Here is a 12,588-nt window from a genome sequence, read left to right as displayed (position 1 = left end):
CAGGTTGAGATGTGGGGTCATGGATATGCTCTTGATAGAGGAGCTTGTTGCGCTCGCTATTCATAGAACTCAGCATGAAAAATATCTGAATTCTCGAATAAACAAGCGCAACCAGCTCCTGTATTCATAGTCGTCTCAACGGGCCCAGCGCAGCACCAGCGGGTCCAGCCGGCGTGCAATGTCCAGCAACTGGCGCCGCACCTCGGGATGCATGGGCGGCCAGGGCGAGCGCGGTGCATCGCAGGTGATGACACCGCCCTCCTTCATCAGCGCCTTGGCAGCCAGGAAACCGGCCTGGCGGTTTTCGTGGTTGATCAGCGGCAGCCAGCGCTGGTATTGCTCGAAGGCCTTGTCCTTGTCGCCTGCGCGGTGCGCCTCGATGATGGGGCGAATGCCGTCGGCAAAGCCGCCGCCTGTCATGGCGCCCGTGGCGCCGGCCTCCAGATCAGCCAGCAGCGTGATGGCCTCCTCGCCATCCCAGGGGCCTTCGATGGCTTCGCCGCCCAGTGCGATCAGCTCGCGCAGCTTGCCCGCCGCGCCTGCGGTTTCCATCTTGAAGTAGCTGACCTGTGCGATCTCCCTGGCCATGCGGGCCAGAAAGGCGGGCGACAGCGGCGTGCCCGCAGCCGGCGCGTCCTGGACCATGATGGGGATGTCGATGGCGTCGGACACGCCCTGGTAGAAGGCCTGCACCTGGGCTTCGCCAAAGCGGAAAGTGGCGCCGTGGTAGGGCGGCATGACCATGACCATGGCGGCGCCCATGTCCTGGGCGCGGCGGCTGCGCTCGGCGCAGACCTTGGTACTTGTATGGGTCGTGGTCACGATCACGGGCACGCGGCCGGCCACATGCTCCAGCGCCGTGCGCGTAAGGACTTCGCGCTCATCGTCCGAGACCAGGAACTGCTCGGAGAAGTTGGCAAGGATGCAAAGGCCGTCCACGCCCGAGTCGATCATGAAGTCCAGACAGCGCTTCTGGCTGGCCAGGTCCAGCGTGCCGTCCTCGTGGAAGGTGGTGGGCACGACGGGGAAGATGCCCCGGTAACGGGGATTGGAGAGTGCTGGCATGCTGCGTCTCCTTACTCGATGATGTGGAACTGGTCGAGGTACTCGGTCTTGAGCGTGAGGCCCAGGCCCGGCACGTCGTCGCGCAGCTGCAGGAAGCCGTTGTCGGCAACCGGTTCGCCGTCGAAGATGTACCAGAACAGCTCGTTGCCGACTTCCACGTCGAAGATGGGGAAGTACTCGGCCATGGGCGAGGCCAGCGTGCTCATGGTCAGGTGGTAGTTGTGCATCTGGCCGGCGTGCGGGATCACGGGCACGGAATAGGCTTCGCACAGGGCATTGATCTTGTGCGCCGCCGTGATGCCGCCCACGCGGTTGGTGTCGTACTGCACGACGGAGACGGCCTTCCTGTCCAGCAGCTGCTTGAAACCGTAGAGTGAAAACTCGTGCTCGCCGCCCGAGATGGGAATGATGTTCATGGCGTTCAGCTCGGCGTAGCCGTCGATGTCGTCGGCGATCACGGGCTCTTCCAGCCAGCGCGGCTCGAACTTCGCCAGCTTGGGCAGCATGCGCTTGGCGTACTCCAGGTTCCAGCCCATATAGCACTCCAGCATCAGGTCGGTGTCGTAGCCGATCACTTCGCGGATGGCTTCGACGGACTTGAGGTTCTCCTTCACACCTTCTTGCAGATGGGCCGGCCCGTAGCCAAAGCGCATCTTGAAGGCCTTGAAACCCTGATCCAGGAATTTCTGTGCCTCGTCCTGCATCTCCTTCAGGTCGGTGCGGTAGAGCTTGCTGTAGTAGCAGGGAATCTTTTCCTTGGTGCGCCCGCCCAGCAGCTTGAACACGGGCTTGTTCACGCTCTTGCCCAGAATGTCCCAGATGGCCAGGTCCACGGCCGAGATGGCGGCCATGGTCACGCCCTTGCGGCCCCAGGCATGGGTGGCGCGGTACATGCGCTGCCACAGGTATTCGTAGTCCCAGGGGTCCTGACCGATGACCAGGGGCGCCAGGTACTCGTCGATGATGGCCTTGGCTATTCTTGGTGCCAGGGCCACATTGCCCAGACCGATGATGCCGTCATCGGTTTCGATCTCGACCACGGTCCACGAATGGAAGCGGAAGGTGCTCATGGACTCGGTGTTGGAGTACACCAGATCCATGGCGTTGGAGCAGAAGTTGCCCTGGGGCGGAACGGTCTTGCCCTTCCATTCATAGACACGGGCGCGGACGGACTTGATCTTCATACAGACCTCGGAAGAAAAGAGTGAGTAGGACAGGCGGCCCAGGCCGCCCGGAAAATGGGCTCAGAGGGCTGGGGCAGCCTGGCGATCGCGGTGGGCAGCCCCCATGCGCGCGGCAATCTGCAGCGCCTGCCAGGTGGCTTCCACATTGGCCTTGCCCTGGCCCGCGATGTCGTAGGCCGTACCGTGGGCCGGCGTGGTGATGGGAATCGGCAGGCCGCCCTGCACCGTCACCCCGCGCGAGAAGCCCAGCAGCTTGATGGCGATCTGGCCCTGGTCGTGGTACATGGTCACGATGGCCTGGTACTCGCCGGCCTGGGCCTTGAGGAAGATGGTGTCGGCCGGGAACGGGCCGTGGAACGGCGCATCGCTGGGCCAGTCGCGCGCCTGCAGGGCCTGCACGGCGGGCGCGATGATGTCGATTTCCTCGCGGCCGCAGGTTCCGCCGTCGCCGTTATGTGGATTGAAGCCAGCAATCGCCACCTTGGGAGCAGCCAGGCCGCTGGCGCGCAAGGCGTTGTAGATCAGCTCGGCCGCCTGGCTGATGCGCTCCTGGCTCAGATAGCCGGCCACATCCTTGAGCGGCACATGCGAGGAAATGCGCGAGGTCCAGAGATCGCCCAGCGTGTTGAACTCGCAGAAGTAGCCGGTCACGCCCAGGTACTCGGCAAAGTGGTGCAGCTCGTCCTCATGGCGCAGGCCGCCCAGCTTCATCGCCTGCTTGTTCAAGGGTGCAAAGCAGATGGCGTCGATATCGCCGGCCAGGGCCGCATCCATGCACTGGTCGAGCACCTGCAGCACCGAGCGGCCGCCTGCCGCCCCCACCTGCCCCTGCACCACATCGGCCTGGGCGATGGTGTCCACGGCCACAAAGGCCGGCAGCCGCGTATCGGCACGCTCGCGCGCGGCAGACAAGTCGGCCAGCGCCGCGGTTGCTACCTGCAGTCCGGCGATGCGCTGGCCCTGCTCCCAGAGCCAGGGATCGCCCACCAGCACCAGGTTCGCCTGCTCGGTGGCTTGCGGCCTGGCCAGCAAACATGCAATCAGTTCGGCGCCGATGCCGGAAGGATCGCCCAGGGTCAGGGCGACAACGGGAAGAGAAGCCTTGCTCATGCTCAGTCCAGCTTGATGTTGTTCTTGCGAATGATGTCGCCGAAGCGCTTGTACTCGGCGAGGTGAAAACTGCCGAAGTCGGCCTGGGGCATGGGCCGCAGCTCGGCACCCACGGCTTCGAGACGGGTCTTGGTCTCGGGCATGGCGATGACCTTGTTGACCTCGTCATGCACTTTTTGCTGCACTGCCTTGGGCGTGGAGGCGGGCATGTAGATGCCGTACCAGGCGCTGATTTCCACATTGCGCAGACCCGCTTCGGCCATGGTCGGCACCTGGGGCAGCTGAGGGTTGCGCTGGGGCGAAGTGACCGCCAGCGCGCGCAGCTTGCCGGCCTTGATCTGGCCTATGACCGAGGGCATGGTGTCGAAGCTCATCTGCACCTGGCCGCTGACCAGATCGACCAGGGCCGCGGCACTGCCTTTGTAGGGCACGTGGGTGATCTGAATGCCGGCGGCATCCTTGAACACCTCGGCAGCGATATGCTGGGTGCTGCCCGTGCCGCTGCTGGCGAAATTGATCTGACCGGGATTCTTCTTGGCCATGGCCACCAGCTCCGCCACCGTGTTGGCGGCAACGGAGTTGCCCACCACCAGCACATTGGGCACGGAGCCGACAAAGGCCACGGGAACCAGATCCCGGTTGTTGTCATAGCCGAGCTTGAGCAGATGCGGCGCGATGGCATGGGCCGTGACCACGCCCATGACCATGGTGTGGCCGTCCGTGGCCTTGGCCGTCATGTCCACGGCCAGCGTGTTGGAGACGCCGGGCCGGTTCTCCACGATCACCGGCTGCTTGAGCAGCGGCCCCAGCCTGTCGGCCACGGCGCGGGCCATGGCATCGGTGCCGCCTCCGGGCGCAGAGCCCACCAGCATGCGCACGGGCTTGACCGGCCAGTTCGCAGAGTCCTGTGCCTGGGCCTGCCAGGGAAGCACGGCGGCGCCGCACACAGCGGCTATGGAAAGTAGATGACGTCTTTGCACATTTGTCTCCTTGGCTTTTTTATTCGATTGCAGCCCGATGCTAGGGAAGGCGCTGATATGCGTAAATTGAAAGTTATTGATTAATCGATAACCTGAAGCAATAAGAAGCCATGCCATGGGATCGATCGACAAACGCGACAACACGCCACAGCTGCTGAACCGGCTGCGCATGCGCCAGGTGGCCTTGATACTGGCCATCGACGAGCGCCAGACCTTGCGTGCAGCAGCGGCAGAGCTCGGTCTGACCCAGCCGGCAGCCACCAAAATGCTGCAGGAGCTCGAAGATGCACTGGGCCAGCCGCTGTTCGAGCGCGTGGGCCGGCGGCTGCAGCGCAATGCGGCAGGAGAGCGGGTGCTGGAATATTTCCGTTCGCTGCGCGGCAATATCGAGGCCCTGAATCGCGAACTGGGCGAGCTGCGCCAGGGAAGCTCCGGACGGCTGGCCGTGGGCAGCATCATGGCCGCATCGCCCGGGCGGCTCACCCAGGCCCTGCTGGAGCTGAAAAAGCAGTTGCCCCTGCTGGAGCTGGAAGTGGCCGTGGACACCAGCGATCGCCTGCTGGCGCAGCTGCGTGAGGGAGTGCTGGAGGTGGTCGTCGGGCGCATGACCAATGAAGCCGGCAGCGATTGCCGCTTTTGCCCGATCGACGACGAGCAACTGGCCTTTATCGTGCGCAAGGAGCACCCTCTGCTGTCGCTGCAGCGGCCCGGCCTGCAGGCCTTACAGGGGCATGGCTGGGTGATGCAGCCGCCCGGCAGCCCCATGCGCAGCTTGATCGAGCAGGAGTTCCGCGAGCATAGTCTGCCGCTGCCGCGCGGTCTGATCGAAACCGGCTCCATACTCACCACCATCAATCTGGTGCGAAGCTCGAACATGGTGGGCGTGATTCCGCGCACGGTGGCGGACCTTCATGCCGCCCACGGCATGCTGCATATCCTGCCGTATCGGACCAAACACAGTCTGGAGGCCTACGGCAGCCTGGTGCGCAAGGACAGGCCCATCAGCCGATCGGCACAGATGTTCCTGGATCTGCTGCACCGTCACGATGCAGCGGCCTGAACAAGGGCCTGGCCTCCGCAAGGTCGATTCTGCGCAAGGGCCGGCCGGCACCGGCCGAGCCGCGCCGATGTCCAGACTCAAATCTGCCAATAACCTCTTGACGGTTCACATCTAGTCCAGCCAAGGCGCCACATCCTTGCCCATGCGCACAGCCAGTTTCTTCAGTCGGGGAAGATAGCGGGCAAGCAACTCTTCCCTGGCGACAGCAGACTTCGGAAAGACCAGATTCAGACCTCCGATCAAACGACGTCCACACTTCAATGGCACCGCGACCGCTCCAAACGGCGCTTGCTGATGCCAATCACCATCGCTGATGCCATATCCTCGCTGGCGCGTCTCTTCAATCAAACGCTCTACCGATGCTCTATCCCTTGCCATGGCACCAGTGGCATCGTCACGCTGAGCGAGCAACGAGAGCAAGCCTTCCTTCTCATCTTTGGTGCAAGACGCCAGATAGGCTCGTCCCATCGCCGTGAAGAACAGCGGCAATTTTTCTCCAATCATGCCGCGATGCTGAGACAACCGGCTGAAACGGTGCGTGCTTTCACGCACCACCATAAAGCCGCCTTCCACGGTCCCCAGATCGCAAGGCCAAAGCAGCTCGGGCACAGCAGCACGCATCAGCGGTAGTGCGACCTGCTCAACCCAGGCATCATCGACAAGCCCTTCGCTAAGGCTGCGCACTGCAAAAGTCAGGTAGTACTGTCCGTCTTTCTCACCCCTGCGCACGAAACCCTCCGCCCGCAAGGTCTCCATCAATCGCTTGACGGTGGTGCGATGAATATCGCATGCCTGTGCCAGTGCCGTGGTTGAAGCGATGCCGCCAGGGGCTCTATTCATGGCCTGCAGCAGAGCCAGCCCTCGCGACAAGCTGCGTACATCCTTGTAGTCATTCATGGGACTGTGCTCAAAAGTGAAGATTTCCTGGGAATGCCCAAGTATGAATACCGCAGGCCATACGGCGCAATCGCAGGGTGCTGTGCTGCTGCGCTCAATGAATATTCCCGACTCGATGCGCAACCGCGCGCAGCTTTGCCATGCACCATCCCGACGCCCACCTTACGAGTCTCGCGTCAACTGATTGGAAGACGGTGCAAGCGATGACAGCAAGGGTATGCACCTAGCAATAGGTGCACCAGGTGCACAGTGTTTTCAGACTCCTCGAGTGTTTTGACAATTATCAAAACAGCACTCGATGCGCTCACCCAATACGGAGACTGAAAATGAACGCCCCCCAAGAAAACCAAGCGAGTCAAGACGATGCCGATGTCCTGATCATTGGCGCTGGCCCGGTAGGGCTGACACTGGCAAACACTCTGGGGCTGGCTGGTGTACGCGTCATCGTGGCAGAGAAGCTGCCACAGATTATTGACTACCCCCGAGCCATCGGCATTGACGACGAATCGCTGCGCACGCTGCAGGCAGCAGGTCTGTCCGATCAAGTACAGGCACACATCACCCCTCATCACTGGATGCGCTTCTACACCGCCAGCGGCCAGTGCTTTGCCTCGATCGAGCCTCGCACCGATGAGTACGGATGGTCTCGCCGCAATGCCTTCATCCAGCCTCAGGTAGACGACATCCTGTACCGGGGGCTGCAGCGCTTTGAACAGGTCCAGGTACTGCTGGGTCAGGAGCTTCACGGCTTTACCCAGGACGATGCAGGCGTCACCGCCACACTCAGGAGTTCCGAGGGCGTAGAGCGCACACTGCGCGCCAAGTACCTGGTCGCCAGCGATGGCGGCAACAGTCTGGTGCGTCGCACGCTGAACGTGCCCTTTGAGGGCCGCACCAAACCCAATCAATGGATTGTGGTTGATGTACGCAATGACCCCCTGGGAACCCCTCATATCGACATGCATTGCGACCCGGAGCGCCCCTACGTCTCTGCAGCCCTGCCGCATGGCATTCGCCGCTTTGAATTCATGGTCATGCCTGGGGAGACCGAAGAGCAGCTCTCAAAGCCTGAGAATCTTGCCCAGCTGATGCGCAAGGTCGTCGCAGATCCGGACAAGGTCGACTACATCCGCAAGCGCGTGTATACGCACAACGCACGACTGGCGGCGCAGTTTCGGGTCGGACGAGTCTTGCTGGCAGGCGATGCCGCGCACATCATGCCGGTCTGGCAGGGCCAGGGCTACAACAGCGGCATGCGAGATGCCAGCAATCTCGCCTGGAAGCTGGCCATGGTCATCAGGGGAGAGGCCAGCAGCGGCCTGCTTGATAGCTACGAACAGGAACGCCGCGACCATGCCCGCAGCATGATCCATTTGTCCGAAGTGGCAGGCGACATCTTCGCCCCTGAAAGCCATACCGCCGCCAAAGTACGCGACACGGTGATGCTGGCCCTGAACGCTGTGCCGCCCGTCAAGCAGTACTTCGCCGAGATGCGCTTCAAACCCATGCCGCGCTACGAGCAGGGCGTGGTGCTGCACCACACGGGCACCGGCAATCAAGGAGCCAGGACACCGTTCGCCGGTCTGCTGGACCGCTCGGGCAACACTCCCTTGAGCCGCCTTCTGGGCCTGATGGCGGAAAAGAAGGAGTCTCTGGTGGGGCGTCTGGTGCATGGCCTGGAGACAGCGGCGTCCAGTCCCGTAGGCCGGATGTTCATTCAGCCTCGTGTTGCCACTGCAAACGGCCACTCTGGCCTGCTGGACGACTTTGTCGGACTGAATTTCTGCATTCTGGCCTGGGGTACGGACCCCAGCTATGGCATGGACGAAGAGGCTCTGAACTTCTGGCAGCGCCTTGGCGCTCGCTTCATTCGTGCCATGCCCTCTGGCCAGCTGCTTCATCCAACGCCCACGCGCGATGGCGTGCTGACCGTTGGCGACGAACAAGGCCGCCTCAAGGACTGGTTCAGCGCCCAGGGAAAGTCGGTGGTGTTCGTGCGCCCGGACCGCTTTGTCGCGGCGCTGGCATCTCCGCAGGAGGTCAGCACTGTCACCCGTCAGATGGCCCGGGTACTGCATTCCCCACTGGAGGCATGAAGATGAGTGGTAGCGCCATCGCCACTGCGCGCCGGGCATTTCTTGGCATGTCGCACTCGCCTTTGCTCGGTCTCAATCCTGTTGCTGCAGACGATCAGATCGCCATCGACAAGGCGATTGCTGCGGCGCGCGCGGCCGTTCACGAGTTCTCGCCAGAGCTCATCGTGCTGCTGGGTCCGGACCACTACAACGGCTTCTTCAATGAGCTGATGCCGCCGTTTTGCATCGGCAGCCAGGCAACGGCCGTGGGCGACTATCTGTCTCCAGCCGGTCCTCTCAATGTGGCTGGAGAACTGGCCATAGCGCTGGCCGAGCACCTGATGGATAAACATTTCGATATCGCGGTGTCGCGGCGCATGTGGGTCGATCACGGCTTTTCGCAGGCCCTGCAGTTTCTGTGGGGGGACGAGATGGACACGCCGCCTGTCATTCCCATCTTCATGAATGCAGTAGCCCAACCCGGTATTGCGCGCATGGCCCGATGCAAGGCACTGGGAGAAGGCATTGGCAGCTTTCTCGACCGGTTGCCACAGCGCACACTGCTGATTGGTTCGGGCGGGCTGTCGCACGAGCCTCCCGTGCCGACACTGGCCCATCCTGACCCAGCCGTGCGCGAGCGCATCACCGTCCGCTCCACGCCCACAGAGCAGGAGCGCGAGCTCAAGACCGAGCGCGTCAAGGCTGCCGGTCTGGCTCTGGCCAATGGCGACAGCTGGATGAAGCCGCTCAACCCCGAGTGGGATCTGCAATGGATGGACGCCATGGCCAGCGGCCAGCTGGACGGCTTATGTGCAATGAGCGAAGCCTCGATCGGCGCCATGGCCGGCAACTCTGCCCATGAGTCCAAGACCTGGCTGGTGGCGCGCTCCGCCCTGCCTGCCAACACCCGTCTGCCCTGCCCTGTACGGACCTACCGCGCCATTCCATCGCTCATTGCGGGCTATGGCGTGATGTTCATGCACCACTGATCCTCATCCTTTCATGACTGCCATGCCGACCACCAAGCAAATACAGGTCTGGGCCGAACGCCTGCGCCACGCGGAAGCCACCGCCACCCCCATTGCTCCCCTGCGCGAGGAGATCGCCGACAACGACAGCGCCTATGCCGTGCAACTGGCCAATGTGCTGTATGCACAGAGTCAGGGCCGCCGGATTGTGGGTCGCAAGATCGGGCTGACATCCCTTGCCGTGCAAAAGCAGCTGGGCGTGGACCAACCCGACTTCGGCACGCTGTTCGCCGACATGCTCTACGGCGACGATGAGGTCGTGCCCCTGTCGCGGACGCTTCAGCCCAAGGTCGAGGCCGAGGTGGCGCTGGTGCTGGCCAAGGATCTGGAGCGGCCCGACACCACGCTGGTGGATGTCATCAGCGCCACCGCCTATGTGCTTCCGGCCATCGAGATCGTGGGCAGCCGCATTGCCGACTGGAACATCCGCTTCATTGACACCGTGGCCGACAACGCGTCCAGCGGTCTGGTCGTGCTGGGTGCCGTACCGACTGCGCTCAACGCACTGGATCTGAAGCTGTGCGAGATGCAGATGACACGCAATGGCGATGTCGTCTCCACCGGCTCCGGTGGAGCCTGCCTGGGCCACCCCCTGAATGCCGCCGTTTGGCTGGCCCGCCGACTCGCCAGCCTCGGCCAGGCGCTGCGAGCCGGCGACCTCGTGCTGACCGGTGCCCTGGGGCCCATGGTCGCAGTGAATGCCGGCGATCGCTTCGAAGCCCACATCAGCGGCGTCGGCTCCGTGTACGCGCAGTTTGAACGGTGAATCTTCTCGAAAGCATTCCCGGCCCCGTTTTCCATTGCTCATAACGATTATTCAGGAGACAAATCATGTGGAATCGACGTCAATTGTTCGCAGCCGGTGCTGCCTCGCTCGCTGCCTGCCTGGGTACACCCGCCATCGCGCAGAATTTCCCCAACCGTGCCGTGACCATGGTCGTTCCCTTCCCGGCCGGAGGCATCACCGATGCCGTGGCGCGTGCACTGGCAAGCAAGATGGGGGAGCAGCTTGGCAAGCCTGTCATCGTTGACAACCGGCCCGGCGGAGGCGGCCAGATTGCGGCGGCCTATGTGCGCCAGCAAGCGGCGGACGGTCATACCCTGTATGTCGGTGCCACCGAGATGTTTGCCATCAACCCCTCGTTGTTTCGAAATTTTTCATATGACCCGCTGAAGGATTTCAGTCCCGTCACTTCGCTGATCGCTTCGCCGTTGGTGCTGGTCGTGCCTGCCAATAGTTCACTGACCAGCGTCAAGGAACTCATAGCCCAGGCCAAGAGCCGCAAGGACGGACTGAACTTCGCCTCGCAGGGTATGGGCTCCATCGGCCATCTTCTCGGAGAGACCTTCCGTGGCAAGGTTGGCGGAAAGTTCAACCATGTTGCCTATAAAGGCTCCGCACCCGCACTGCAGGACGTGATGGGTGGACAGGTGGACTTCATGTTCGACCCGGTCATCACCACAGCCCCCCTGGTGGCCGGCAAGAAACTCAAGCCCCTGGCGATTGCGGCCGACAAGCGTTCGCCACAAATGCCGGACGTACCCACCCTGGCCGAGCTTGGCGTGCCCGGTGTGAATGCCGGCGTGTGGTTCGGTGCCGTGGTCAAGACAGGCACCCCGGCAGCTGCGGTTGAACGTCTGAACGATGCCATCCACCAGGCCATGAAGGACCCTGAAGTGGTCAAGCGTTTTGCCGATCAAGGCATGCAGGCGTTCCCGTCAACCCCGGCCCAGTTTGGCAGCTTCATGCAGTCGGAGATGACCAAATGGGGTCCTCTGGTCAAGGCCAGCGGCGCTTCGATCGAGTGAGCAGGCTGCCAATGTTGCATCGTCGAACTCTTTTGCAGTCGGCTCTGGGCTTGGGCAGCCTGTCGATCGGCGGCCTCGGCTCAGCGCAGGCCTTTCCCGGCAAGCCCATCACACTCGTGCTGCCGTTTTCCGCCGGCGGCATCAGCGACGTCATGGCCCGTGCCATCGGTCAGCATGTGGCTCAACAGCTGGGCAAGCCCGTGATTGTTGACAACAAGCCTGGTGCAGGAGGGCAGATTGCGGCCAGCGCAGTGCTTCAACAGGCCGCCGATGGTCACACCGTGTATGTGGCTGGCACGGCCATGTTTGCCATCAACCCAACGCTGTTTCGCAAGTTTTCCTACGACCCCGTCAAGGACTTCGAGCCGGTAACGTCTCTGGTCACCTCTCCTTTGGTGCTCGTGGTTTCGGCCGCCAGTCCTGTCAGGACGCTGAGCGAGCTGGTGGCGCTTTCCCGCAGCAGCAAGCAAGGCCTGACATTTGCATCACAAGGCCTGGGCTCCATCGGCCACCTGCTGGGGGAGCTGTTTCGCAGCAAAACCGGTGGCGGCATGTCTCATGTGGCCTACAAAGGCTCGGTGCCGGCACTGCAGGACGTGATGACAAACCGGGTCGACTTCATGTTCGATCCCACGAGCTCGACCGAAGCGCTGATCCGCAGCAAAAAGCTGCGCGCGCTGGCGATTGCCTCTGAAAGACGCAGTCCCCAACTGCCCGACGTTCCCACCCTGGCCGAGCTGGGAGTGTCCGGTGTCGATGCAGGCGTCTGGTTCGGTGCAGCCGTGCGAAGCGGAACTCCTGCCACGGTGGTCCAGACATTGAACCGTGCGCTGGTCGCAGCCTTGCGGGAGCCGGACATACAGAAACGCTTCGAAAGCCAGGGCATGCAGGCCTATCCGCAAACCCCGGAGCAATTCAAGCAATTCATCCACAGCGAGATCGCACGCTGGGCACCGCTGATCCAGTCCAGCGGAGCCGGTATCGACTGATTTTTCTCTGAAGGTAAACGCTATGACGCGCAAACTCAAGGCCGCCATCATCGGCAGCGGCAATATCGGCACGGATCTGATGATCAAGATCCTGCGCCATGGCAAAAACATCGAGATAGGCGCCATGGTCGGCATCGATCCCCACTCCGACGGCCTGGCCCGCGCCTCCCGCATGGGCGTGGCTACCACCCACGAGGGCGTGGAAGGCCTCACGCGCATGCCCGGGTTCGCCGACATCGACTTTGTGTTCGATGCCACCAGCGCCGGCGCACATGTGAAGAACGACGCCTTTTTGCGCAGCCTCAAGCCCGGCATCCGCATGATCGACCTGACGCCGGCAGCCATCGGCCCGTACTGCATTCCCGTGGTCAACGGCGACATGCATCTGGAC

General features: G+C 62.5%; 11 protein-coding genes and 1 pseudogene. 7 read left to right on the top strand and 5 right to left on the bottom strand.

The annotated features are described in order from the left end of the window. Positions 1 to 135: 135 nt before the first annotated feature. The 4 genes from CTATCC11996_RS18550 to CTATCC11996_RS18535 are packed head-to-tail and all read right to left on the bottom strand — an operon-like array spanning position 136 to position 4,339. Entirely contained in the window at positions 136 to 1,065 is a 930-nt protein-coding gene (locus tag CTATCC11996_RS18550) for a dihydrodipicolinate synthase family protein (protein ID WP_003079110.1), read from the bottom strand. A gap of 11 nt (positions 1,066 to 1,076) precedes the next feature. Beyond that, positions 1,077 to 2,249 (bottom strand): L-rhamnonate dehydratase, encoded by a 1,173-nt coding sequence (locus CTATCC11996_RS18545; protein ID WP_003079107.1) that lies wholly within the window; start codon positions 2,247 to 2,249, stop codon positions 1,077 to 1,079. A 60-nt stretch (positions 2,250 to 2,309) separates the two neighbouring features. Next, positions 2,310 to 3,359, bottom strand: a complete 1,050-nt coding sequence (locus tag CTATCC11996_RS18540; protein WP_003079106.1) for a 4-hydroxythreonine-4-phosphate dehydrogenase PdxA — start codon at positions 3,357 to 3,359, stop codon at positions 2,310 to 2,312. Between the two features lie 2 nt (positions 3,360 to 3,361). Further along, positions 3,362 to 4,339: a Bug family tripartite tricarboxylate transporter substrate binding protein gene (locus tag CTATCC11996_RS18535; RefSeq protein WP_003079104.1), complete on the bottom strand. Its 978-nt coding sequence runs from the start codon at positions 4,337 to 4,339 to the stop codon at positions 3,362 to 3,364. A 115-nt stretch (positions 4,340 to 4,454) separates the two neighbouring features. Between CTATCC11996_RS18535 and CTATCC11996_RS18530 the strand changes: the two genes are divergently transcribed. After that, positions 4,455 to 5,399 carry a LysR family transcriptional regulator gene (locus CTATCC11996_RS18530; RefSeq protein WP_003079103.1) on the top strand — a complete coding sequence of 315 codons (945 nt, stop codon included), beginning with the start codon at positions 4,455 to 4,457 and terminating at the stop codon, positions 5,397 to 5,399. A gap of 111 nt (positions 5,400 to 5,510) precedes the next feature. On the opposite strand, the gene CTATCC11996_RS18525 is transcribed toward CTATCC11996_RS18530, so the two are convergent. Continuing rightward, positions 5,511 to 6,296, bottom strand: a complete 786-nt coding sequence (locus CTATCC11996_RS18525) for a DNA-binding transcriptional regulator (RefSeq protein ID WP_003071383.1) — start codon at positions 6,294 to 6,296, stop codon at positions 5,511 to 5,513. Between the two features lie 326 nt (positions 6,297 to 6,622). Between CTATCC11996_RS18525 and CTATCC11996_RS18520 the strand changes: the two genes are divergently transcribed. From CTATCC11996_RS18520 to CTATCC11996_RS18495, 6 genes and pseudogenes are all read left to right on the top strand, one after another. Further along, the gene (locus CTATCC11996_RS18520) at positions 6,623 to 8,392 is read left to right on the top strand and encodes a bifunctional 3-(3-hydroxy-phenyl)propionate/3-hydroxycinnamic acid hydroxylase (protein WP_003079100.1); all 1,770 of its coding nucleotides are present in this window, start codon (positions 6,623 to 6,625) and stop codon (positions 8,390 to 8,392) included. A 2-nt stretch (positions 8,393 to 8,394) separates the two neighbouring features. After that, positions 8,395 to 9,360, top strand: coding sequence for a 3-carboxyethylcatechol 2,3-dioxygenase (locus tag CTATCC11996_RS18515; protein WP_233506479.1), 966 nt, complete (start codon positions 8,395 to 8,397; stop codon positions 9,358 to 9,360). Between the two features lie 13 nt (positions 9,361 to 9,373). Further along, positions 9,374 to 10,165 carry a 2-keto-4-pentenoate hydratase gene (mhpD, locus tag CTATCC11996_RS18510; protein ID WP_003079096.1) on the top strand — a complete coding sequence of 264 codons (792 nt, stop codon included), beginning with the start codon at positions 9,374 to 9,376 and terminating at the stop codon, positions 10,163 to 10,165. A 65-nt stretch (positions 10,166 to 10,230) separates the two neighbouring features. Then, positions 10,231 to 11,208, top strand: coding sequence for a Bug family tripartite tricarboxylate transporter substrate binding protein (locus tag CTATCC11996_RS18505; RefSeq protein WP_003079094.1), 978 nt, complete (start codon positions 10,231 to 10,233; stop codon positions 11,206 to 11,208). Between the two features lie 11 nt (positions 11,209 to 11,219). Continuing rightward, complete coding sequence (locus CTATCC11996_RS18500; RefSeq protein WP_233506478.1) at positions 11,220 to 12,197, top strand: Bug family tripartite tricarboxylate transporter substrate binding protein; 978 nt, start codon at positions 11,220 to 11,222, stop codon at positions 12,195 to 12,197. Positions 12,198 to 12,219: 22 nt separating this feature from the next. Beyond that, a pseudogene (locus CTATCC11996_RS18495) lies at positions 12,220 to 12,588 on the top strand (acetaldehyde dehydrogenase); the annotation flags it as partial.

It is taken from the genome of Comamonas testosteroni ATCC 11996, assembly GCF_000241525.1.
In the GTDB taxonomy this organism is placed as follows: domain Bacteria; phylum Pseudomonadota; class Gammaproteobacteria; order Burkholderiales; family Burkholderiaceae_C; genus Comamonas; species Comamonas testosteroni.
This window is presented reverse-complemented; position numbering and strand designations above follow the sequence as displayed.